This window comes from Virgibacillus byunsanensis (assembly GCF_042675965.1).
Classification (GTDB): domain Bacteria; phylum Bacillota; class Bacilli; order Bacillales; family Amphibacillaceae; genus Virgibacillus_R; species Virgibacillus_R byunsanensis.
This window is the reverse complement of sequence record NZ_JBHTKJ010000007.1, coordinates 167,468-192,753: the sequence shown is the minus strand read 5'-3', so window position 1 is coordinate 192,753 and position 25,286 is coordinate 167,468. Positions and strand designations below refer to the sequence as shown.

Sequence of the window (25,286 nt, the reverse complement as noted above, 5' to 3'; positions counted from 1 at the left end):
ACTGCTAGAACTAACTTCACACATTAGTCCTAGCAATCTATTCGACAAATACCTCCAAAATTCGAGAAGTGACAGGCACCTAGCCAAAAAGATTGAATCTTAGGGGGACGCACTACCTCTCGCGACTTCATTTTTCTAGGGTAAGGTAACCAAAAATTTTGCTGGTGAGTAATTACATATAACAAGAAAAAGGCACCACGAGTAGAATAAACCTTCTCATTGTGCCTTTTTTCGCGCAAAACTTCCGATTGTCCCCTGTTAGACCCGTCCCCATTCTTAATCATGTCAACTTCCCTTATCATCGATCCTATCCCACTCTGTTTTTATATACTTGATAAATTTAATTATTGCCTATACTTCCAGTAGTCTGTACAGCATCCACTGAAACCGATGTATCCTTTTTAAAAAAGTCTTTCGTTATCGGATTATAAAAAAGGGTTTTCTGTTTAATATTAGCTCTAAATTGAATCTCCACATTATATTCAAGCAATGGAATAAAATATAGTATCCCATTATCAATATTCATTTCAATTTGGGCATTATATTTGTTGTAGATTTCTTGAAGCTGTTTGTCTCGCTCCAGTGTGATTGTTTCTGATTTTGTAGCTAGTTCCTTCTTCTTGTCATCACTTAATCCTTTTCGACTCACTCTCTTCTTATTTTCCGCTAAAAGTTCTTTGTAATAGTTTGCTATTCTTTCGACATCTTTTTCTAAAATCGTGTGATTAGATTGAATGTTTTTTTGCTGTTCTGCCTTATTCTTCACATACTTTGTTGCTTTTTCAAATGCATAAGACATCTCAACAGTTTCCGGAATAGGGTACGTGTAAAGCGACTCTTGTTTATAAATAATCCAGTTTTGTTTCCGTTTCATTTCTGGACAAATTTCGTTTGTAAGCAGGTTTACCCAAATTTGTTCAGAGTCTTGCGTTTTTTCATCTGCAACATAAGTAATATTATATTGAAAAACAGCCCATAAACCGAGCACAGGTCTTTCACCGACAATTGTTATCTTCCCTGGCTCGTTCTCCAAATAACGTGTTATCTTTTTCAAAGGATTCCCGAGCTCAAGCCGTTCAATCTCTGCAAATCGAAGTGTGCTATTTGCATTTTGATGGACAATTGCTAGTAACTGTTCTAAGACAAAACTTCCAAACGTAACGAATTCTGACTCGGGGTGTTCTTGTGAAACTTCAAAGTCAAAGGCCAGTTCCAATTCTGTCTTGTTTTGGAAATATGGCGTATATGCTTCGGGAACAAGAACATGGCATAAGGCATATTCAACCGGAATAACAACCCCGCCCAACTCCTCAAACACCTCAGTAACAAATCGTTGCAGCTGCATAGGGCACCTCCATTTCACTTAAAATATTGCGTCATCCAGTTGTTTCTGTTTAGCTAATTTTTGCTTATTTTTCAGAAGTTCTTCTCCAATCTGATCAAGTTCCGTTTCCACTTCTTCGTTCGTTTCGGAATCAACCCAGGCTTTCATGATAAGTTCGGAAAAATCCTCCTTCTCCTCTATATCACCTAAAATAGCATCAACTTCACCAACAACAAGTTCAAACATATTAATTTTCCGATCCAGCAAATCTAAAATATAATATTCAATTGTATCCTTGGCAACAAGATTATAAACAGAAATATCATTTTCCTGTCCAATTCGATGAATTCTGCCAATCCGCTGTTCGATTGCCATTGGATTCCAAGGCAGATCGAAGTTAATCATCCCATGACAGAACTGCAGATTCCTTCCTTCACCACCAATTTCTGTACTCACTAACACATCCGCTTCATCTCTAAAAAATGTAACTTGTTCTTCTTTTTCCCTCCGACGCAACCTTCCGTGAAATTCAGCAACTTGAAAACCGCTTTCCTTTAACAAATTACTAATATACGCTTGTGTTGATGCAAATTTAGTAAAGACAATCATTTTATCGTTAAATTCAGTTAAAATAGAAACAAGTTCTTCTGCCTTCGCATGAACTTCATCTTTGTTTAAGATGATTTCATACGCGTCATTAAGGAATCTTTTCATTGTTTTTTGGTCATATTCAGACAACTTTTCATTGGCTGCAAGTCTCTCCAGAGAGGGAATAAGCGCCGTAATCGTACTGCCTGCTTGTTCTTGAAGGTTCTTAAGCCGAAATCGGTTTAGTATTGGATGCTGCTCTTTATATTTGTTTCGAACAAAGGTACTAAAGTTTTCATACAAAGCCTTTTCCCGCTTTGAAATTTCGACTGTCCTCGTATGTGCTGTTCTTTTTGTAAATGTAACATCAACGTTGCTTCGTTTGTTGCGAATCATGACATCCGCTAACAGGTTTTTAAGCCTTTCTACGTTTTTGGCCTCAATTCCGTCTTTGCTTTCAACAAAGTTTTTCTTAAAATAACTGTATGTTCTTAATTGCCCAGGTTTTAATAGAGTAATCAGATTGTACAGTTCTTCGAGATGGTTTTGGACTGGAGTTGCCGTTAATAGGAAAATATATTTTTTGTTAATACCATTGACGAACTTCCATTTTTGGGTTGTTCGATTCTTTAAATGATGTGCTTCGTCAACAATGATTAAATCATATTGCTGCGTGAAAATAGCTTCTCGATGTTTCTTTTGTTTTGCTGTATCAATTGAAGAAATAACCTTTGGATAATGTGTCCACGCATCCTCACCCATCTTCTTAAAATCGGGATGATCTGAACGAATAAAGTCCTGGTTAAATTTCCTTTTCATTTCATTTTCCCATTGCCCAACAAGTGATGGCGGGACAACAATCAAGATTCTCCTTGCGAGCCCACGCATAATATATTCCAGCATCGCCAATCCAGCTTCCACTGTTTTGCCAAGTCCAACTTCATCACTCAGCATCACCCGTCCCTTAAAACGGCTGATCACCGATTTGACAGATTTGATCTGGTAATCAAATGTTTCCAATTCACGAACATATGGCAAACAAAGCAGTTCATTATCACTTGGATTAATTTGGAATTGCTGTGCCACCTGGTGTAGTTGGAACCATTTATCGGAATTATTAGTAAAACCAGTTAAGGCGTCGAGAACAGTTTGCGCCTGTTCCTGATCATGGAACTCACCCTCAAAGTTATTCAAGGCTACCTGATTTTGTGCAGTAATTATTATTTTATGATCTTCTGTATAGTAAATCGTCAACCACTCCGCTGAATAAGGAGCAAAGAAACCCTTTATTCCTCTTCCTAGTAGCAAACCTTCTTTCCAATCAATGGAAAACTTTCTATGTAATCCCTGATCATTTACCATAGTAAATGTCTTTTCTACTATATCTATTTCCCTAAAGAAGTGGATTAACGAGTCGTCCATTTCCATCGCATTTAATTCAAAGAGTTCTTTATCCACCTTAAACAGATGTCTTTTCAATAGGAATCACCAACCTAATTTGCTTTCTGATATCTCTTATTTTATCATATAGCAGGTGTATCTACTATTCTATTTTATACATTAAAAAGTCGAATCCTGCCTGGGAAGTGACAGGCTCCACCACCTAAGGATATACGGCTTATAACGATGGATCGAGGTAACAAGTTATATGACACAAAAAAATTCCTTTTCTACTATATAAAAAAGTAGAAAGGGAATTTTTACGAATATGTATATTCTATGTAGTTATAAGTAATTCATAAAGAAGTAGATCGCCACTCCAACTAGCGCTAAAAAGATAAGAAAGCGAATGATTTTTTTGGCGACTTTCCATCCAACCATTAGCAATAAAAGCCCAATTAGTATAACTGCAAATAACTCCATGACTCTCTCCTTTCGTTTTTTTATTCTTATGCATGACTTGAGGTGATTATTGCACTTTAAACTAAAAGCTGCTAGTACCAATACAAGCTCTAACACCTACTATAAACCTAGTAAACTCATTCGACAAAATTTGATAAAAAGTGGGAAGTGACAGGCACCAGATGACAAACGTGTGAGCTTGGATCAGCTGTATCGGTTGGTTGCACCAACCGATGGGAAAAGGGCTTCTACTTCGGTTTGGGTATACCACTAGAAGTGTCCCTTCACTTCTAAAATCCCCCAATATATGTATAGGTTGCTTGTTAAGAAGAACTGACAGCACGCCAGCTCTTCATCACTATTTAGAAAAGAATCCTTTCAAAGCGAAGGATATATTTTGTGGTCTTTCGGCCAGTCTTCTCATAAAGTAACCAAACCAGTCGTTGCCAAATGGGACATATACACGGACTTTATAGCCCTTTTCCAACAGTTCCATCTGTAGCTCATTTCTAAATCCGTACAACATTTGAAATTCGAATTGGTTACTTGAAATATTATGCTCCTTAGTAAACGCAATGACTTTTTCAATAATGTGATGATCATGACTTGCTATTGCAGTATAGCTCTTATTTAACAGATGCTTTTTGATGATGTTCAGATAGTTGTCATCAATCTCTGACTTATTTTGATAGGCAACCTCAGGCGATTCTTTATAGGCACCTTTTACCAAACGCAGCGGGATGCCTTTCAGTGCCTCAACATCTTCCTCAGCACGAAACAGGTATGATTGAATAACAGTACCAACGTTGTCAAAGCCGTGAACATCGCGAAGTTCCTTCATTATGTCCAATGTAACCTTACAGTGTGCATAATCTTCCATATCAATCCGCACAAATTTATCATATTTTTTAGCAGTTGCTAATATGCTAATCATATTTTTTATACAGAATTCTCTATCAATGTCGAGGCCTAATTGGGTCATTTTCACGGATAAGTTACTTGTTACGTTAGATGCTTCGATTGCTTCTAATGTACGCACATTGTACTGTGTTGCTTCGATTGCTTCTTCCTTGCTCGTTACAAATTCTCCTAAGTGATCAAGCGTACAGACCAGTCCTTTTTCGTTTAATTCAGCTACTTTTTCTATTACGCTTTCAATTGTTTCACCTGCGACAACCTGGGCCGCACCAAAACGGAATCCCCATTTTCTAGCTGCTTTATTCAGCATTTTATTTGATGCTGCGAACATAAAAAATCTTCGAGACGTTTGAGCAATCACCTGAATCCCTCCTCTTTAAAAATTTTAAGAATTGACGCTGCCTAATATTCCATTTGTTGCAGCCATCGCTATAATCACACAACCCCACATTTGTTTATAGGCAGTTACAATATCATCGCAAGTAAACCTTATTCGTGTTGGGGTGATCATTTGTACAGTTGGAATAGTAGTAGTCATTTGTGCTTGTTGAGGGCCTTTGAAATTAATTTCAAATGTTATAGGCTCCTTTATCACTAATGGCTCATACTGTTCTAAGTCTTTTACAGCCGTCTCAACTTTCTGCTCAATTTCTTTGCGGACTTCTTCTGGATGAATAAGCTCTGCAGCTAACCGGTTCCTCGCATATTTTGAAACAACAGACCTGACATTAGGCAATGTTTCTTTAACTTCACTTACATACATGTCATCTCCGCTAATAAAGATAGGAGGAACACTAAATTTACCGGCAACCATTGCATTCATTTCTGTTTCCCCAACCACTTGATTATTTATCTTCATTTCTTTCACACATACCCCAGCCAATGTGTGAGAAATGACAGCATCTGAATCACTTTCTCTACCGTGATGACCTATAAAAATGATCCCATCATATGTATCATCGAGACCTTCCAATTGGGCCATTACTCTATTATTACCTGAAACTAATCGGGCACGGTTGTCAAGATCTTCTATAATGATATTAGACATGTTACCATGGCCATCTGCTACAACTACTTCACTAGCTCCACCTTTAAATGCCCCTCTGATGGCTGCGTTCACCTCACTGGTCATTAGCTTTCTGAATCGCTGATACTCTGAATTGGTTACCAATTGCTGTATTGTTGCAACACCTGATATACCTTCAATATCAGCTGAGATAAATAGTTTCATATTGTACATCCCTTCTTTGTTTATTTAACAGGCTGTCTTCTATAAGTTTGTGATCAATAAGCTGTTTAGGCGGACAGAGATGAATGATATATCCTGTTAAGCGTGAGACCCCACGGGGAGGAGGCTTGTATATTGCCTACGAAAGTGAGGATATTTCCACAACCACAAAACATAGATAAAATAAATGCTTGGCAAAAAGATTTCACCAAGCACTCAGATTTATTAGCAAATAAGTGAAGCTAAATCCCTTGGATAGTAAGTCAGCATCTCTATGCCATCCTCAGTTACAAGGACAGTATCAGAATGTCTGAATCCTCCAAGACCATTTACATAAATACCAGGTTCAACCGTGACAACCATGCCCGGTTCGATGACAGTATCGTCTCCTAAGTCAAAGAATGGTGCTTCATGCCCAAGCAGGCCAATATTATGTCCTGTATGGTGACGTGTTAATTCGGTAATACCTTCCTCTTTAAAATATTTCTGGACAGTTTCTTCCACTGATGCATAGGTAACTCCAGGTTTAATAGCTTCGAAAGCAATATCCTGTGCCTTATACATATAATTAAAATATTTCTCCTGTTCTTTTGATACTTCCTCTACAAACATGGTTCTTTCCAATTCACTGTGGTAACCGAACACATCCGAAGCAGCACCAGTTACTAATGTATCACCTTTTGACATGATTAGATTTTGAGTTACTGCATGTGGAAATGCGGATTCTGGGCCAATTTGACCTCTGAAAATGGCATATGCAGTTTTTCCATGCGGCTTATAATCAGGTCCCAATGTTTCAATCATGGATAGCGTAGCTTCCTGTGATGCTTTACTGGTGATTTCAATTTCACTTAGTCCTACTTTTGTATACTTCTGCAGAAGGCGGTGTGCGAGATTGCCCCAGCGACATGATTCTTTAATTAGTTCCACTTCATTAGGAGATTTAATAAAACGCAATTCTTCAATTACTCCGTGCAACGAAACGAATTCTTTACTTTCAATAAGCTGGTCTACTGTTGGTCCACGATATCCCATAGGGGATCCATAACCTAATGAATCATAGCCAATTGTCTTTCCTTCAAAATCAAATTTCTGCAGGACTTCCTTAAAGTATTGCATCGGATGCTTGATACCAGGATATTCTGGGTAAGAATGTACAAAGTCTACAGCTCCATATTCTTCAGCATGCTCATGTTCCAGTTGCGGTACAAAAAGATGTACCTTCTGATTTGGATCCACCATTAACCCCATTGGTCTTTCTGTAGCATGAAAATGGAATCCGGTTAAATAGAAAATATCAGTTACAGCGAAAATAACCGCTCCATCACAATTTCTTTCAGATAACCTCTTTTGAAACTTCTCTTGACGGGCTTTCAGTTCGTATTTAGGAATTGATAATAACATGTTTTGTTTCCTCCTCTTTTTTTGTATATAAATGGCAATTTGCCGTATGACCATCCGCGAACGTTGTTGGCTGCGGTGCTGACTCCCGGCAAACTTCCATTGCAAATGGACATCTTGTGTGGAACGAACAGCCTGGTGGTGGATTTACAGGGCTCGGTACATCGCCCTCCAGAATAATCCGTTCCCTTTCTTCCGCTGGGTGAGAAATAGGTACAGCAGAAATTAAAGCTTGTGTATACGGGTGTTTTGGGTTTGCAAATAACTCTTCTGTTTCTGCCACCTCTACGATTTCGCCAAGATACATTACCGCAACCCGATCTGTCATATGTTCAATAACACTCAAATCGTGTGAAATAAATAAGTAAGTTAATCCGAATTCTTTTTGTAGATCAAGCATCAGGTTAATAACCTGCGACTGTACGGACACATCTAATGCCGATACAGGTTCATCAGCGACAATGAAATCTGGTTGAAGGATCACCGCTTTGGCAATCCCAATTCGCTGCCGTTGTCCCCCAGAAAATTCATGGGGGTAACGTTCCAGGTGTTCCTCTGAAAGTCCAACGATATCGAGGATATTTAATATTTTCTGATGCCGGTCTTTTGCGTCAAATTGCTTATGAACACGTAAAGGTTCCATTAAAATCTGTTGGACGGTTTTTTTAGGATTCAACGAGGCATACGGATCCTGGAAGATCATTTGCATACGTTTCCGTAATGACCGCATTTCATTGTATGGCAGGTTAGCAATGTCATCTCCGTCAAATACCACCTGTCCATCTGTTGGATCTGTCAGCCGTAGAATTGTTTTCCCTGTTGTTGACTTTCCGCAGCCAGATTCTCCCACTAATGCAAACGTTTCTCCCTTTAAAACGTTGAAACTAATATCATCCACCGCTCGGACAATCAAACTTTTCTTGAAAATTCCCTGTGATATTTCATAATGTTTTTTTAAATTCCGAACTTCCAATAACACGTTGTCTTCCATTTAACTCACCTCACCCTCGTTTGGATCCTGTAGCCAGCACTTACTGATATGACTTCCTGTTCCAAAGACAGGTGGCGTTTCTTCAAAGCACTTCGAAAAGGCGACAGGACACCTATTGGCAAAAACGCACCCCTTGGTTATTTCATTTGGCTTTGGAACTTGCCCGCTAATTGAATAGAGTCGATTTTTTCTTGTGTTCTTTGAAGGCAATGAATTTATTAAGCCTTTTGTATATGGATGTAATGGGTTGTTAAACAACTCGTTTATTTCGGCAACTTCAACAATTTCCCCAGCATACATAACTACAACCCGGTCGCACATTTCAGCCACTACACCCAAATCATGCGTTATAAGCAGCAGGCTCATATCGTTCTTCTTTTTAATGTCTTTCATCAGTTTCAGTATTTGAGCTTGTATCGTTACATCCAATGCAGTTGTTGGTTCATCAGCGATCATTAAATCAGGCTGGCACAATAAGGCGAGTGAAATCATTACCCGCTGTCTCATGCCTCCAGAGAGCTGATGGGGGTATTCGTTAATAATTTGTTCCGCTCTTGCAATTCCAACTTGTTTTAATACGGCTATAATAGCAGCATTAATTTCTTTCTTTGGCATTTTCTTATGCTGCCTTAACGGTTCACTTAACTGTTCCCCTATTGTAAAAACGGGATTTAAAGATGTCATTGGCTCCTGAAATATCATGGAGATCTCGTTACCTCTTATTTTCCGGTACTGGTTTTCTTTAAGCTTCGATAAATCCTTGCCATTAAATAGAATCTCCCCGGAAATAATTTCACTTGTTTTATCTGGAAGCAGCCCCATTATCGCTAATGATGTTACACTCTTGCCACTACCAGACTCTCCAACAACGCCTAAGGTTTCTCCTTTTTTTAGAGTGAAATCCACCCCTCTAATCGGCTGAACAGTTTCTTTTCCGCTTTTAAATTGAATCTGTAAATCTTTTATCTCAAGGATTGCATCAGACATGAATTTCGCCTCCTATCATTCTCCCTTTAGTTCGGGGTCTAACGTATCTCGCAGCCAGTCGCCAAATAGATTGACACCTAGTGCCGTGATAACAATTGCAAGTCCAGGAAAAGTGATTAACCACCAGGAACTTAAGATATAATCCTTTCCTTCACTAAGCATATTTCCCCAAGCAGGTGTAGGTGGCTGCACGCCGAATCCTAAGAAACTGACAGATGCCTCTGCAATAACATACGTACCAATCTGTAGCGATGCCAGAATAATGATTGGTGTAAATAGATTAGGGACAATATGTTTTATAAGAATTTCAAACCTGGAAACCCCTGTTGCTACACAGGATGTTATGAATTCTTTTTCTCGTAATGCAAGAACTTCACTTCGAATTACACGGGCAAAAATAACCCAGCCGCCAATAGCCAGCGAAATGATAATATTTTTAAGACCCGCTCCAATTATCGCGTTGATTACAAGCACCAAAAGAATAAATGGAAAGCTTAACTGCACGTCTACTATTCTCATTAACACTACATCAAGCCATCCTCTGAAGAATCCTGATATAATGCCAATAATTGTCCCAAATAAACCTGCAATTAACACAGTTGCAACTCCAATAATGACGGACACTCGAGCACCAATTAATATCCTTGAGAAGATATCTCTTCCAAGCTGATCTGTTCCCAATAAATGGCCTTCAGTCATTGGCGGTAATAGTTTCTTACTGAATTCTGCGTATAAAGGATCAAATGGTGTAATCCACGGGCCAACTAAACTAATGACGATTAATAAAGTTATGATCAAAAAGCCCAGCATCCCGCTCCAGCTTCTTGATAGATTAGAGAAAAATGTACTTGTTTTCGATTTTCTTTTTGGTTTAACAACATTAGTTAAAACCTGTCCGCTTTCTGGAAGACTTGAAGCCATTTTTTTCACCTACTTTACACGTATTTGCGGATTAACATATGCATACAGCACGTCAGCAATAAAATTAATTACTGCGTAAGTTAATGCGATGATAAATACTCCAGCTAGAACAATTGGAAAATCCCGATTCATTAAGGACTGCATCAACAACCTTCCTATTCCAGGCCAGGAGAATACAACTTCTGTAATAACAGCTCCGCCAAGCAATACCCCTAAATCAAGAGCTACCAAAGTGATAATTGGAATCAGTGAATTGCGTAAAGCGTACCGCATGATAAGTCTTCTGGTAGGGACGCCTGAGGATTTAGCAGTCCGAATATAGTCTTTTCGCATTACATCAAGCATTGCTGATCTGGTAAAACGGGTAAATCTAGCAACACTATATGCCGCTAATGTGATAGTAGGAAGAATCATATGCACCAAGGATCCACCACCGCCATATGGCAGCATCTTAAACTGTGCAGCGAAAAAATAAATCAGAATAAGTCCCAGCCAGAAACTTGGTACAGCTTGTCCTACAACCGTGAGCCCGACACCTATTTTATCGAACACTGTATTTCTTTTATATGCAGATAAAACACCAAGTGGGATAGCAATTGATAAGGAAATTATCAAAGCGGATATGGCGAGTTGAAATGTTGCTGGGAATCGATCCAGTACGATTTGCAGGGCATCCTCATGACTTCTTAAAGATTCACCGAAATCTCCTTGTACTGCATTTATCATGAAGTCCCCATACTGTACATATAGAGGTCTATTGAATCCCAGTAACTCCCTATATTCTTCTATTTGTTCTCTTGGTGCATCAGGTGGTAGAAATAGCGTAGTTGGATCACCAGACAGTCGAATCATAAAGAAAACGACAGTAAGCGCTAAGAAGACTACCAAGATAACCTGTAAGAATCTTTTAATAACAAAGTCCAACATGTAAGGTCCCCCTTTCTATCCAAATCACTTTAATTATAGAATGGGAGAGGTGTAACCCTCTCCTCTATTCATCCAGTTCTATTCCCAGGACATATAGTATCCTTGCATTTTCTCATCAACTCTTGGGTTGAATTCCAGGTTCTCTCGTACTGCGTATAAGTCTGCTTGTTGCCATAGTGGGACCCATGCAGCTTTATCAACTAAATCACGCTGGATTTCCGCATAACCTGCTAATCTTTCTTCTTGGTTAAACAATGCGTTTGTTTTGTATATTTTTTCTTCGATCTCTTCATTATAGAAACTGCTGTATGGGGCAACTTCTGTAAACAGATTTTCAATTGTTGACTGTGCGTCAAATGCTGGACCCCACCCTAAGATATACATGTCCTGCATCTCTCTGTTTTGAATTTTTTCCAGGTGGTTCCCCCACTCATTTACTTGAACATTTACGGTTACTCCAATTTTTTGCAATTGTGACGCAATCCCCTGAGCAATATGTGAATCCATTGGGTAACGGCCATTAGGAGTATCTAACGTTAATTCAAGTGATTCTGGATCATACCCAGCTTCTTTCAAAAGTTCTACAGCTTTCTCAGAATCGTGCCCATAGTCTTCTGTTTCCGTGTATCCAGAGTTGATTTTGGATAAAGGCCCTGTCATTTTTGTTCCAAATCCATTTAAAATGGACTCTAGTAGCTCATCAACGTTAACTGCATAATTAATAGCTTCACGAACTTTTTCATCTTGCATAGGTCCATCATGGAACGTATTTAACGCCAAGTAATTGATACGTGATGAAGAAACCTCTTCCACTTTAGAGTTTTCAGCATTTTTAATTTCCTCAACTGAATCTACTGGGATATTTTTAAATAAATCGATTTCCCCGCTTAAAAATGCGGACATTCTTGAACTAAATTCAGGAATATAACGAAATTCAAGATTCTTGATTTCAGGCGTTTCTTTATAATAATCTTCAAAAGCCTCTAATTTAAGGTAGTTATCACGGGACCATTCTACAAATTTATATGCGCCCGTTCCGACTGGTTCTTTCGCTGCCTGTTCTGTACCAACTTCATTTACATAGCCTGGTTCCATAATCAGCAGGTCATCTGCAATACGCTGTATTAAGCTTGGGAAAGGTTCAGAAGTAGTAATTTCTACTTCATATGGTGAAAGTACTTCCACCTGTTCAACATTAGCCCATCTTGAGCGGTAATAAGATTGATTTGCCTCATCTAAAATATAATCAATACTGAACTTGGCGGATTCGGCATTAAATTCTGCACCGTTATGGAATGTAATACCTTCTTTTAATTTCAAGCGCCACGTTAACTCATCAATATTTTCCCATTTTTCAGCCAAGGCAGGGACAAACTCTCCTGTGTTACCATCTCTTTCAATTAAAGGATCATAAATGTTTCTGATCTGTGCGTCAGTAGTATAATTAACATCATTGTTAGCTATCAAAGTAACAGCGTCAGATTCAAATCCGATAACAATACTATCTTTTGTATCCTCACTACCATCCGTAGTGCCATCAGATTCAGTGTCCTGACTGCTTGTCCCTTCCGTACAAGCCGAGATCACCAATAATAGACTTACAGCTAAAAGTGCAACTATGAACTTCTTCATTAAATACCACCCTTTTAATATTATTTTCCTTCTAATACATCTTCAATTTTTCTCATTGAATCTATCATTACCTTAAGATCTTCCTGACTAATATCTTTGATCATACTCTTTACACTCAAATCTGCTTTTTTTGCCAGGACATTTAAATCTTTCAACCCTTTTTCTGTTACTTGTAAGTACTGAATTCGACGATCTTCTTCTGATGCAACTTTCTCTATAACATTCTTTTGCTGAAATTTTTTCACCATTCTACTTATATAACCCTTATCGAATAAAAAGTGTTCAGACAGAAATGAGGCTGTACATTTTTTACTGGAATAAATCTCAAACAATATCATTACTTCGGTGGCTGAATATGAACTTTGATCTGTATATAAAGAAAAAAGTCCCATCATCCTTAAATAGAATCGATTAAAGCGTTTAATTTCCTGAACACTCTCGCCCATTTATCTGTAAATTCCTCCTTTTCTGTATTCAAACTAATTTTAGGGATAAAAGTTGCTTTTGTCAACTACTTTTTGACTTATTCTCTAATAATTATAAACTTTATGAATAGCGGTTTATTTATGTAATGGTGATTAAATGAAGAACTCTGTAATAACAGTTGGTAACACCTAGGCAAAATATTTTTGTTTCAATTCCAGAAAAAGAAAAATAAATTATTTTAAATAGACGATAAAAAACACCACAGAGCATAATAACTTTACGGTGTTTATTCGAGTGCTGATGTGAGCACCTGCAAATTTTGACATATTATTTTCAATTATTTGATAGCTACATTTTTCACTTGGGTATATTTGTATAACGTGTCCCCAATATTTGTTAACTATGTAGATTATTTTGTTCTTCATGTGGCAGTTTCGTCATTAGGATGGGCTCCTGTATATCTGAAAGAAAAATGAAGCAAAAGATCCGTTCCCATGCTTCCATTTTCGGTATAGTGCGTTCATGCAATAATCCATTCCTAGCACCTAGTGTCAATGGAAAGAGGAGAAGATATACAACTAGCTGAAGTATTAAATATTCACTGTCAATTTGATGGCATGTAAAATTAGATCTAACCCTTTAACCCTAATCGCCGAACATTCGTATGCCATATTTTAAAAGTCCTGATACTCTTCCGCCATCACGTAGCAACTTGCAACCTTCTAATCTTTCCATCTCAGAATTTCATAGTTAAGTAGCAATTCTATGCTAATAAATACTCGAACAAAATGAGCTACGTATTTATTTGCAGATGCACAAAACCCCAGAATTTCCTATTAAGCAATTCTGGGGTTGCACATTGTATTAACTTGCACTTGAAGTAGTGGAAATCCGCTACCAAACAATTCGATTACCTCGCACCAGCTCTTCTGCTTTGCCATATGGTGAACGCGATGGATAAGACACCAAGTATTAGGAAAGTCAATGAGATTGGACGTGTCAGGAATAGCGTCCAATTGGGATCTGACATAAATGCCCGGCGCAAGTTCACTTCAGCAATTGGCCCAAGAATAACTCCAATAATTATAGGAGCCAGTGCGAATTTATATTTCGTGAAAAAGTAGCCGACAATTCCAATTATGAACAATAAATATATATCTGTTATACGATTATTCAATACAAACGTACCAGTTACACATAACACCAGAATCAACGGCACTAGTATATGTGCGGGTATCTCCGTGACTCGAATAAAGTACCGAATACCCACAAACTGTGTAATCAGCATGAAAAAGGATGCCACTAAAAATGCTAAGAAGATACCTCCAACAATATTTGGTTCATTTGCAATTAGCAATGGTCCTGGATTTACTCCATGCACCATTAAGGCGGACAATAATACTGCCGTCACAGCTGAGCCTGGTATGCCCAAAGCGATAGTAGGAATTAAATCCCCGCCGACGGTAGAGTTGTTACCCGCTTCTGAAGCAACTACTCCTTCTTCATGGCCAGTACCAAATTTCTCCGACTCCTTCGACCACTTTTTCGCTTGGTCGTACGCAATTATATTAGCAATACTTCCTCCAGCACCTGGTATGGCACCAATAATGGAACCGATAGCGGAAGAGCGAATGAGGTTGACTGGTTTCCTTATAACAGAAATAAATGTTTCTTTTGGTTTCAACACAAACTGAATACCTTTAATCTTATCTTCTTGTTTTTGTAAAATATCTCTGTCCAACTCCGACCGCTCGACAGAATTAAGTAGTCTTGATATAGCAAACATACCAATCAATACTACAAGGAAAGGTATGCCAGCACGAAGCACTTGCATATCAAAAGAAAAACGGGTAATTCCAGCAATTGGATCTGCGCCAACTGTCGCAATTAACAAGCCAAACAAACCAGCTATTAGGCCTTTTAGAATCGATTCTCCTGTCACACTCGCAATGATTGTTAAGGCCGCCACAATTAAGGAAAACATCTCCCATGGACCAAACTTCAATGCCAGATTGGCAATTTGGGGCGCAATGGATACGAGTAGAAAGAGACTGATAATCGAACTTAGAAAGGATGCCCAAATACCAAGCGATAAGGCTTTTCCCGGCTGTCCTTTCCGTGACATTGGATAGGCATCAAAAGTGGTTGCTACAGCAGATGGTGTTCCCGGAATTCCAAGCAAAGCTGCTGTAATAAGCCCACCTGACATTCCACCAACAAGGACACCTATCATTGCTGCCACCCCAGTAATCGGCTCCATTCCAAACGTTAATGGTAGTGTTAGCACGATTGCCATCGTCACAGTAAACCCGGGAATTAATCCAGCTAAAATACCAGCTATAACCCCTAACAAGATGACTACTAAGATGTGTAATTGAAAAATTTCACTTATTCCGAGCAATAATAAATCAAGCATTTTGCATCATCCCCTTACTTGTTACTAAAAGAGTATCCCATTTGGAAATCTGACGTACAACACATTTTCGAAAAATAAATAAACTCCAAAGGTGATGACGAAAGAGATAAGACTGATGACCATAACATCCTTTTTCTTTCGTGGGCCAATCAATAAGCCAGCTGCTATGATGAAAGCGATGCTGGAAATGATGAAACCAAGTACATTCAATAAAAAGATATATAATGCCAATATCACTAACGTATAAACAACCAAGTGGTATTCTTTCCATTGTTTTTTCACAAAGTCCTTCATCCCTGTATCGAAGCTGATTGTTTTCGACTGCAGTAATTGTACTGTCTTCTTAATTATCATGACCAGCGATAATAAGATTAATAGTAGGGCAATCAATTTGGGGTAGGACCCTGGATCCAAATGGGTTTCATTAAGCTGTGGGAAGTCTCCCGAATTAAAATATATTAACGCACTAAAAAAAATTAATAGAATCCCAATCAAAATTTCACCCATGATAACCTCCTAGATTTATTCATTTTAGAAAAAAGTAGAGGGCGATTCTTCGCTTCGCCCTCATAACTCTATTATAATACTATTCTTCTGCATTAATTTCGGAAATGGTATCTTCTATTATAGCATTCTGTTCCTCTAGATACGTTGCATATTTGTCGTGATCCATAAAGTTTACACTTGCACCAAGGGCTGTAATCTCTTCAATAAATGCATCACTAGTTGCAACCTCTCCAAGTTTTTCACTTAGGTGCTCAATGATCTGCATGTCGGTGCCAGCTGGAGCCACATATCCACGATTTATTCCCATTGTTATATCATAACCTGCTTCTACAAACGTTGGGACATCTGGTAATGTATCTGATCGCTCCTCTGTTCCAATTGCCAGGAATTTCATGTGACCCGCCTCGACGAATTCAACGGCTGATGGATAATCGGCAATGACAGCATCAACATGTCCACCCGCGAGCGCTTGTATTGCTTCACCGAGTCCTTCATAACCAACGAGGTTGTAGTTGATATCGAGAGTTCTGCCAATCTGTTCCACCCAGACACGTGGTATACCACTAACTGTTCCTCCAAAATTTATTTGATTCTCTTTTCCGTATTCGACGAATTCTTCAAATGAATCTATACCCAATTCACTTGATACTGTAAGAATCTGATCAGAGGATGACATAGATGCAATCGGCACAAAATCATCATAATTTACATCTGTAACGCCTGTGTGATGGGCTACAAGATGGCCTTCATGGATTTGTCCCAAATGATATCCATTAGCTTCTTTTTCTAATAATTCTTCCGCACCAATTGTGCCGCCCACTCCTGGTATATTCACAACAACCATTGATTCACCTAATGCTTCTTCCGCATGATCGACGACTACACGCCCTTCGATATCACTGCCGCCACCCGGATCCCAAGGAATTACCATCTCTATCTCACGATTAGGGTAATTTTCCGCAGATTCTTCTTCATTTCCACATGCCGCTAATATCATTACGACAGAAGTAAATAAAAGAAATGTGATGACTAAACGCATTCTATTTTTTCCCATAATTCCAACTCCTTTTATTTACTTTCCACCATTTATATATGGTTTAAAATGAATTATCCAGAGAATTACCTACTTTTTAATATAGAAGGCAATTAAAAATAATCTGAATACTTTATGATATTATAATTCACTTTTCACTTACAGTCAATCGGTTTTATTCAAAAAATGACTTCTTTTTGAATATATATGTATGAAATATCTGCCATTTTGTATAAACACAAAAGAATGAGGCTAAAAAAATATTATCCGCTTTTTGAAGCTTAATTCCTATTAGGTTAAGCAGAATTGATGAAGAGGACATAAATGCAAATAAAGCAGTAGAACCGCCTCCTCGACCCCCTTACTATCGATAAAAGAAGGCTTGGTCACAAATAACAAACTACACTCATACTTTCTATTGTATTAATTATTGTGAACTGGCTAACTAACATGAAATCTATGTTTTAGAAGGAAAGTGATAGCAAAATGTGTTAACTCCATCTCCTTCTAACGCTTAACTGAATTTTTTCTGGTGAAGAGTTAGTAGTATACCCTTAAAGCTTGTTGTTCGCTCTGGTTATAAATAGGAGCTTACATATAGATATTCAAAAGAAGTTAATGAATATTTAATTTAATCGATAAATATAGTACAAGTACAGTTTTATTTACTAGGGGAGGGGCATCTATTCTATGATTTTTAAAATTATGCCTGGATTACAGCAACTTACGCAATACAAACATGAGAACTTGGTAGGTGATGTTACAGCGGGATTGATTGTTGCATTTTTATTACTGCCACAAAGCATGGCTTATGCAACCATTGCAGGAGTACCACTCTCCATTGGTTTAGTTGCTGCCACTTTTCCATTGATTATTTATTCTCTATTTGGGAATTCAAAATATTTATCCGTAGGTCCAGTGTCTGTTGTCTCCCTATTAGCCTTTTCAGGTATTTCCAGCATTGTACAACCGCATTCTTCCCAATTTATGGGCTTAATGATCGTCCTTGCCCTGTTAGTTGGGGTAGTTCAAATTATAATGGGACTGATTCGGTTTGGATCTATTTTTGATTATGTATCTCCCGCATTGATTAGTGGCTTTACATCTGCAATTGCGATTATTATCGCTTTAAACCAAATCAAATCAATTATAGGTGTAAAATTACCTAGCTATCACAATTTTTTTTATTATTTAATTGAAATTGCCAACCATATTCCAAAAGCAAACATTTTTTCAGTTGGAATAGGTCTAGGAAGTCTTTTTATTTTACTAGTATTAAAAAAGAAATTCACCGTTTCTCCTGGCCCATTTATCGTTCTTATTGCATCAATCATTATTGTTGATTATTTTAATCTACATAAAAAAGGTGTTGACATTATTGGGGAAATCCCACAGGAACTGCCAAGTATGTCCATGCACACGACAACGTTTGATACTATTTTATTGTTAGTGCCAATTGCCCTGATGATTGGGTTTATTTCCTTTATTGAATCTTATGCCATTGGAAAAACGTTAGCGAATAAAAAAAACGAGGAGTTAAACCCTAATCAAGAGTTAATCGGTTTAGGACTTGCAAATGTAACTAGTTCATTTGTTGGTGCAATTCCGGTAGCCGGAGCCATCTCAAGGTCAGCTGTTAACTATCAATCCGGTGCAAAAAGTAATCTATCATTGTTAATTACTGCAATTTTCATGCTACTATCAATAATTTACCTCACCCCTTTATTTTACCATCTACCTAAAGCAGCACTTGCTGCTATAATTATAATAGCTGTCTCAAACCTCATTAACTTTAAAAACTTTATAATTTATCTTAAATATAAGTCCACAGATGCTGCCATTTATCTTGCTACTTTCATAGCAACATTACTGATTGATATTTTTATTGGACTTGTTATTGGTATTTGTCTTTCTCTATTGGTCACATGGATTAAAAAAAAATCACCTTAGAGTGCTGGTGATTTTCATTTTTATTGACAAGGATAACTATTTTCCACTTAATGCAATCCAGTATCCATCAAAAACTATCGATTGCAAATGGACAAAACGTAAAACAAACCAGCCTAATTTTAACACTTTGATTCATATACTGGTTTGCCATTTCCTTCATAGTTATATAATATTCTGTTAATATAAAACAATCTAAATTGAGGGCTACTCCTAGAGTCAGAAATCAATAGCAAAGGGTATTCGACCCCTTATATGTTGCGACCTACACGTAACACACATAGGCTAGTTGAAATGATAAATACTGCTATTAACGCTGTTGTTATGCCCCAAAATATTGTAATGATGTAGCCTGTTGCTACACTGATACATATTATCAATGGGACAAATCGTGTACTTTTCTGTGTTCTTAATACAGCTATCACAATCGGAGCACATACCGAAGCAAAAAATACACTATTAAAATAGAAGACATCAATAATTGACGGCTGAAGGTACCAAGTTGTTAAAAGCCCGCCAAATACTATTAATATTGTTATAAAAATACCTCTCTTTAATCCCTTTAATCCTTCTACTCGGGATTCCTGTTCACCCTTATTCTTATAAAAAGCAAGACGTAGATGAGACAACAATTTTTTTAACTCATTTATAAAAGATGAAAGCATAATAAATAAAAACAACCCAATAAAAATCACTTTTAAACCAGGTATGTCAATTCGATGGAAAAGCCTATACAATACAGTATTAATATTTTCGAAGCCGCCAGTGTGAATGATGGTTAATATCAGGGTAGAAAAAGCAATGGGGAATGTAGCCCATATCACTCCGCTTAATGAAAATGCAGTCATCACTTTAGTGTTATCTGTGCGAAATAGACTTTGCCACATATAAGGATCAAGCAACATTTTTCCAAGCATCACAGTGAAGGACGCTATTATAAAAATATATAGCGATTTATTTTCATATACTAACAAATAAGGGTGGTAAAGCTTGATACCTTTGTAAATTGGTTCAACACCATTTATCATAAAAGAATTGACTAAAAATATTATCAATGCAAACTGTAATAACGATACTGCATAAACATTATATTTAGTCATCAGTCCCTTACGGTCTATATATACAATAAAGAAGGCTACCAAAGAAAAAAGTAAAAATCCGATAACGATATTCAGCCCAACGACCGCGTACAGAAAAATTGCTCCCGCAAGGATATGAATATATAAAATTAAAATGCAAGACAGACAAAATAAACGAATCATCCATATTTTGCTAACTGGGTCATAGGTGAGGTCTAGCAAGTCCTGATAACTTACATCCCCATAAAGGCGCTTCCTTAATGCTCGCAACAGTAAGCCAAATATTAAAAAAGCAGACATACCGGCAAGCGCAAAGCCTAATCCAGACAAAACGCCAATACGAATCATTGCCTCTACACTCACTAAAAGCAATGCACCAGTTATCCACCTTGCTATTAAAAAGACAGAGCTTAGCCCTGTACCTAATTTTTGTTTTTTCATAGGAGTAGCCTCCAAAACAGTAACTTTTAACTTTTCATAATTTCATCTCTTGATATTGCTTTGGTGACATTCCTACTTGCTTCCTAAAGCTAGAGCTGAAATAATGCAAACTGTTAAATCCAGTTTTTTCTGCCACATCGGATATTGAATACCTATTATGGGATAGCAATAAAGTTTTAGCCATTTCAATACGGAATTTCGTCAAGTATTCAGAGAATGATGTATCAGTTTCTGCTTTAAACTTTCTACTTAAATAGGATATATTAACATGGATGTGATTTGCGACGTCTTCTAGGTTGATTTTATCTTTATAGCTTTTGTGGATCATGTTCAACGTCTTCAATATCATTGGTGAATATTCCTTTGTTTGTATATCATTGGTATGGTGCTCCAAAACATTTTTCAATTCGTCCTTTATAATTGGCTTAGTTAAATACTCTGATACGCCAATTTTAATTGACTGTTTTGCGTATTCAAAGTCCTGATGAGCCGTAAGGATGATAATTACCAATTGTTCATTTACCTTTTTTAATTCCTTGGCAAGTTCTAAGCCTGACTTTCCAGGAAGTTCAATATCCACAAATGCAAGCTGAAAATCAATACTTTTACTTAATTCGAGCGCTTGAATACTGTCTATTGCGGTGTACAAATTCCATAAGGGAATCATGGGTTTAATTAAAAATTCCAATTGTTCCAATTCAATTGGCTCATCATCAACCATTAAAATATTCATGTATTCACCTCAACTTCCCGAGTTAATGGCCAAATAACTTTAACCTTTGTTCCACCGATTTTGTGGGATTCTATTAAAAATTGATACTTCCCTTCAAATAAAAGGTCTAATCTTCTGTCAATATTTTTCAAACCATGGCCCTTTGATTTTTTCATGTCCAAAGTTCTATCCTTTAAACCAATTCCATTATCAATGACCTCGAGTAATATTTTATCCTCATAAATTATCGAGACAGATATGTTCAAATGAACTGGACCAACCTTTTTTTCTATACCGTGCTTAAAAGCATTTTCGACAAGTGTTTGAACAAGATATGGGGGAATCAAAGCTGTTCCCGCTTCTTGATGTGCAACATTAATGGAGACAGAAAGCCGTTCCCCAAAACGGACACGTTGAATAGCTAAATAATGCTTTGTATAATCTAACTCCATTTTGACAGGGATTAACTGTTCGTGAATTTGATATTTAAATCTAAGAAACATTGTTAAGTGCTCCATTGTCTCGATAAGATAATCAATTTTTTGTAAACGGGCTAAGCTCAACAATACATTCATACTATTAAATAAAAAATGTGGCTGTATTTGTTGGTTTAATTGCATATACTCACTTTGCTGGAGTTCTTTTTCCAGCTTTACTTTCTTGTTTTCAATCTTTAATATATCCATTTCACGCTCAAATGACAGTGTAAATAACAGCGCAATAGCCCCTGCAATTGGGGCTAGCACCGATATTAAAATTAAAGCAGCAAAAAGATTATAGGTTAGCATATTTTATCACTTCATTATTCATTTTGAGTTCCGCTAATAAGTGTATTTATTATAACTTGACATTTTCATCCAAGCAAATGGAAATACTTCACAATTGATGAAGTATGTTTTCTATCTACGTTAAAGAGGCTTCTATCAACCTAATTTTAAATACATGCTATTATACGAGGTCACAAGCAACATAGTGGTTTTCCCCCACCTTCTTGAATTTCGGAATATTTTCTTTGCAAGCTTCCGTGGCAATCGGACAGCGAGTATGGAAGCTGCAGCCAGATGGCGGGTCAATTGGTGACGGTACATCTCCCTTTAAAATAACGCGGTCTGTTTTATTCCTTCTAGATGGTACTGGAATGGCAGATAACAGCGCTTTTGTATAAGGATGTTGTGGATTTGCAAATAATGATTTTTTGTCTGCAATCTCAACGATTCTTCCTAAATACATTACAATCACTCTGTCTGAAAAGTGACGGACAACACCTAAATCGTGAGCAATGAAAAGATACGTTAAATCATACTCTTTTTTGAGATTATTCAACAAGTTTAACACTTGAGCTTGTACAGAGACATCCAATGCTGAAACAGCTTCGTCACATATGATAAGCTTGGGCTCGACGGCCAATGCTCGGGCAATTCCTATTCTTTGTCTTTGACCACCACTGAATTCATGCGGATAACGGTTAACGATATCTGACGGCAAGCCAACCTGTCTTAATAACTCAACAATACGGGCAGGGCGCTTCTTCTTCGGAACAACATCTAAGGTCGCCATTGATTCATTCAAAATCTGTCCGACAGTTTGTCGCGGGTTTAGTGACGCGTACGGATCCTGAAAGATAACCTGAAGATCCCCGCGTACCTTTTTCATTTGTTGTTTATTTATGTTCAATATATTCTTTCCCTCAAAGAGAACATCACCTGATGTCGGTTCATCCAATCGAAGAATTGATCTCCCGGTTGTAGATTTCCCACATCCTGATTCACCGACAATACTTACTGTTTCCCCTGGGTAAATATCAAAAGAAACGCCATCTACTGCCTTGACGTGATTGACTGTACGCCCTAACACACCACCTTTAATCGGAAAATGTTGTTTAAGGTCTTTCACTTGTAACAAAGGTTGTTTTGTATCAGCCAGTGTTTGTGTCATTTTGCAACGACATCCTTTCCTTCTGTTGTATCTCCCGCTTTCGGAGATGAAGCATTGTCAGACTCATCCCATTCATCTGTATACTGCCAACATCTTACGCGTGTTTCACCTTCTAAATCTTTTAATTCCGGCAGTTTATTGTGACAAATATCTCTCGCGACTGGACAGCGTGGTGCAAAACGACAGCCATTTAACTGATCTTTTGGATTTGGCACACTGCCCTTAATTGGTTCTAGTTCATCCTGCTCGATATCAAGACGCGGAATAGAACGAAGTAACCCCTGGGTATATGGGTGTTTTGGGGCTTCAAATAATGAATCCGCATCCGTATATTCAACGACTTTCCCTGCGTACATGACAGCAACCTTATCACATGTTTCTGCGACAACCCCTAAATCGTGGGTAATCATAACAACCGCCGTTCCAAACTCATCCTGCAGTTTATTCAGCAAGTCCAAAATTTGGGCTTGAATCGTGACATCAAGTGCTGTCGTCGGCTCGTCCGCAATTAACAGCTCCGGTTCACAAGCAAGTGCCATCGCAATCATCACACGTTGCCTCATGCCCCCGCTTAATTGGTGGGGCTCCTGTTTAGCACGTTCCCTTGGTGATGGAATGCCAACAAGTTCAAGCATTTCTACTGCTTTATTGAACGCATCCTTTTTCTTTAACTTTTGGTGAATCCGAATCGCTTCAGCTATTTGTTCACCAACAGTATAGACAGGATTAAGCGATGTCATTGGTTCTTGGAATATCATTGAAATCTCGTTTCCACGAATTTTTCTCATTTGCTCTTCTTTTTTATTTAAAAGGTTTTCTCCTTTAAAATTAATCTCGCCACCAATAATCTTTCCAGGTGGATCAGGGACAAGCTGCATCACAGATAGCGAAGTAATACTTTTCCCCGACCCAGATTCACCGACAATACCAAGTGTTTCCCCACGTTTCACTTCAAAATCAACGCCGTCAACAGCCTTGACAACATGATTCTCAGTAAAAAAGTGGGTCTGCAAATCTTTTACTTTTAAAACAACATCATTTTGTTTTGTCATAGACTCTACTCCTCCTAATTCAAGTCAATTCGTTTATTCAGGAATCGATAACTGATGTCCACAACCAAATTTACAAGTACAAATATAACTGAAACGACAAGAATAGACCCTTGGACAACTGGAAAATCTCGCATCCGAATCGCATCAATCATCAAGCGACCAACTCCGTTTATCGCAAATACGGTTTCAGTCAACACAGTGCCTCCTAATAAAGCACCGAATTGCAGTCCAACTACAGTAACAACTGGGATAAGTGCATTTTTCAAAGCATGTTTATACGTAACAACTTGATGCTTAACGCCTTTCGCCTTTGCAGTACGGATATAATCTTGATTAATTACTTCAAGCATACTTGAACGGGTCATCCGCGCTACAATGCCTGCACCAGCAGTCCCTAAAGTGATTGCTGGTAAAATGACGTGCATAAACGTCCCCCAACCAGAAACCGGGAAAATTTGTATTTGAACTGAAAAATACAATATTAGCATCAGTCCGAGCCAGAAGTTCGGCAACGAAACACCCAGAAGAGCAACAACCATTATTGAAATATCTGTAATCGAAAACTGCTTTGTTGCAGAAATAATACCCGCTAACAAGCCTAAAACGATTGTTACAAAAATACTAGCTACTGCCAGTTCAATTGTGGTCGGTAAACGAACCAATATTTCATCTAAAACAGGTCGATTAGATCGATAAGATGTCCCCAAATCTCCTTGTAAAACATCTTTAACATACGTTATATATTGTGAGAAAAGCGGCTTGTCCAGCCCCAAGTTCTGTCGCAATTGTTCAACTTGTTTCGGTGATGCACTCTCGCCAGCAAGCAGTACAGCTGGATCTCCCGGTACCATGTACATGATTAAAAAAACCACAAAAATGACGCCAAGCAATACCGGTATCAGCTGTAACAAACGTCGCATGATAAATACTACCATATATGAGTCCTCCCTATAATAATGCTATTCTATAAAACTGCTGT

Annotated in this window: 22 protein-coding genes; 1 reads left to right on the top strand and 21 read right to left on the bottom strand. The window is 37.8% G+C overall.

Annotated features, from left to right (window positions below; translation table 11 throughout):
* Positions 1–340 precede the first annotated feature (340 nt).
* The 15 genes from ACFQ3N_RS02595 to ACFQ3N_RS02525 form a co-directional block, all read right to left on the bottom strand.
* Positions 341–1,345 carry a hypothetical protein gene (locus tag ACFQ3N_RS02595; protein WP_390359260.1) on the bottom strand — a complete coding sequence of 335 codons (1,005 nt, stop codon included), beginning with the start codon at positions 1,343–1,345 and terminating at the stop codon, positions 341–343.
* Positions 1,346–1,363: 18 nt separating this feature from the next.
* Positions 1,364–3,391, bottom strand: a complete 2,028-nt coding sequence (locus tag ACFQ3N_RS02590; RefSeq protein ID WP_390359258.1) for a DEAD/DEAH box helicase — start codon at positions 3,389–3,391, stop codon at positions 1,364–1,366.
* A gap of 246 nt (positions 3,392–3,637) precedes the next feature.
* On the bottom strand, positions 3,638–3,775 hold the full coding sequence (locus ACFQ3N_RS02585; RefSeq protein ID WP_390359256.1) for a hypothetical protein: 138 nt from the start codon (positions 3,773–3,775) through the stop codon (positions 3,638–3,640).
* A gap of 337 nt (positions 3,776–4,112) precedes the next feature.
* Positions 4,113–5,003 (bottom strand): proline dehydrogenase family protein, encoded by an 891-nt coding sequence (locus ACFQ3N_RS02580; protein WP_390359770.1) that lies wholly within the window; start codon positions 5,001–5,003, stop codon positions 4,113–4,115.
* 54 nt (positions 5,004–5,057) lie between these two features.
* On the bottom strand, positions 5,058–5,903 hold the full coding sequence (locus ACFQ3N_RS02575) for a M55 family metallopeptidase (RefSeq protein ID WP_390359254.1): 846 nt from the start codon (positions 5,901–5,903) through the stop codon (positions 5,058–5,060).
* Between the two features lie 222 nt (positions 5,904–6,125).
* A complete protein-coding gene (locus tag ACFQ3N_RS02570) occupies positions 6,126–7,304 on the bottom strand; it encodes a M24 family metallopeptidase (protein WP_390359252.1) in 1,179 nt (392 codons plus the stop codon).
* Positions 7,285–8,292 carry an ABC transporter ATP-binding protein gene (locus ACFQ3N_RS02565; RefSeq protein ID WP_390359250.1) on the bottom strand — a complete coding sequence of 336 codons (1,008 nt, stop codon included), beginning with the start codon at positions 8,290–8,292 and terminating at the stop codon, positions 7,285–7,287. The genes ACFQ3N_RS02570 and ACFQ3N_RS02565 overlap by 20 nt, the downstream gene beginning before the upstream one ends.
* Complete coding sequence (locus ACFQ3N_RS02560) at positions 8,293–9,279, bottom strand: ABC transporter ATP-binding protein (RefSeq protein ID WP_390359248.1); 987 nt, start codon at positions 9,277–9,279, stop codon at positions 8,293–8,295.
* A 15-nt stretch (positions 9,280–9,294) separates the two neighbouring features.
* The gene (locus tag ACFQ3N_RS02555; protein WP_390359246.1) at positions 9,295–10,200 is read right to left on the bottom strand and encodes an ABC transporter permease; all 906 of its coding nucleotides are present in this window, start codon (positions 10,198–10,200) and stop codon (positions 9,295–9,297) included.
* Positions 10,201–10,209: 9 nt separating this feature from the next.
* On the bottom strand, positions 10,210–11,127 hold the full coding sequence (locus ACFQ3N_RS02550; RefSeq protein ID WP_390359244.1) for an ABC transporter permease: 918 nt from the start codon (positions 11,125–11,127) through the stop codon (positions 10,210–10,212).
* Positions 11,128–11,205: 78 nt separating this feature from the next.
* The gene (locus ACFQ3N_RS02545) at positions 11,206–12,759 is read right to left on the bottom strand and encodes an ABC transporter substrate-binding protein (RefSeq protein WP_390359242.1); all 1,554 of its coding nucleotides are present in this window, start codon (positions 12,757–12,759) and stop codon (positions 11,206–11,208) included.
* 20 nt (positions 12,760–12,779) lie between these two features.
* Complete coding sequence (locus ACFQ3N_RS02540) at positions 12,780–13,205, bottom strand: MarR family winged helix-turn-helix transcriptional regulator (RefSeq protein WP_390359240.1); 426 nt, start codon at positions 13,203–13,205, stop codon at positions 12,780–12,782.
* 890 nt (positions 13,206–14,095) lie between these two features.
* A complete protein-coding gene (locus ACFQ3N_RS02535) occupies positions 14,096–15,601 on the bottom strand; it encodes a tripartite tricarboxylate transporter permease (RefSeq protein ID WP_390359238.1) in 1,506 nt (501 codons plus the stop codon).
* Between the two features lie 24 nt (positions 15,602–15,625).
* Positions 15,626–16,108, bottom strand: coding sequence for a tripartite tricarboxylate transporter TctB family protein (locus ACFQ3N_RS02530; protein ID WP_390359236.1), 483 nt, complete (start codon positions 16,106–16,108; stop codon positions 15,626–15,628).
* Positions 16,109–16,187: 79 nt separating this feature from the next.
* A complete protein-coding gene (locus ACFQ3N_RS02525; protein WP_390359234.1) occupies positions 16,188–17,162 on the bottom strand; it encodes a Bug family tripartite tricarboxylate transporter substrate binding protein in 975 nt (324 codons plus the stop codon).
* Positions 17,163–17,831: 669 nt separating this feature from the next.
* Here ACFQ3N_RS02525 and ACFQ3N_RS02520 point away from each other — a divergent pair.
* Positions 17,832–19,091, top strand: a complete 1,260-nt coding sequence (locus ACFQ3N_RS02520) for a SulP family inorganic anion transporter (RefSeq protein ID WP_390359232.1) — start codon at positions 17,832–17,834, stop codon at positions 19,089–19,091.
* 248 nt (positions 19,092–19,339) lie between these two features.
* On the opposite strand, the gene ACFQ3N_RS02515 is transcribed toward ACFQ3N_RS02520, so the two are convergent.
* The 6 genes from ACFQ3N_RS02515 to nikB form a co-directional block, all read right to left on the bottom strand.
* On the bottom strand, positions 19,340–20,608 hold the full coding sequence (locus ACFQ3N_RS02515) for a hypothetical protein (protein ID WP_390359230.1): 1,269 nt from the start codon (positions 20,606–20,608) through the stop codon (positions 19,340–19,342).
* 34 nt (positions 20,609–20,642) lie between these two features.
* A complete protein-coding gene (locus tag ACFQ3N_RS02510) occupies positions 20,643–21,341 on the bottom strand; it encodes a response regulator transcription factor (RefSeq protein WP_390359228.1) in 699 nt (232 codons plus the stop codon).
* On the bottom strand, positions 21,338–22,108 hold the full coding sequence (locus ACFQ3N_RS02505) for a sensor histidine kinase (RefSeq protein ID WP_390359226.1): 771 nt from the start codon (positions 22,106–22,108) through the stop codon (positions 21,338–21,340). Before ACFQ3N_RS02505 ends, ACFQ3N_RS02510 begins: the two co-directional genes overlap by 4 nt.
* A 160-nt stretch (positions 22,109–22,268) precedes the next feature.
* The gene (locus ACFQ3N_RS02500) at positions 22,269–23,255 is read right to left on the bottom strand and encodes an ABC transporter ATP-binding protein (protein WP_390359224.1); all 987 of its coding nucleotides are present in this window, start codon (positions 23,253–23,255) and stop codon (positions 22,269–22,271) included.
* Positions 23,252–24,307: an ABC transporter ATP-binding protein gene (locus ACFQ3N_RS02495; RefSeq protein WP_390359222.1), complete on the bottom strand. Its 1,056-nt coding sequence runs from the start codon at positions 24,305–24,307 to the stop codon at positions 23,252–23,254. Before ACFQ3N_RS02495 ends, ACFQ3N_RS02500 begins: the two co-directional genes overlap by 4 nt.
* Before the next feature lie 14 nt (positions 24,308–24,321).
* A complete protein-coding gene (gene nikB, locus ACFQ3N_RS02490) occupies positions 24,322–25,242 on the bottom strand; it encodes a nickel ABC transporter permease (protein WP_390359220.1) in 921 nt (306 codons plus the stop codon).
* Positions 25,243–25,286 lie beyond the last annotated feature (44 nt).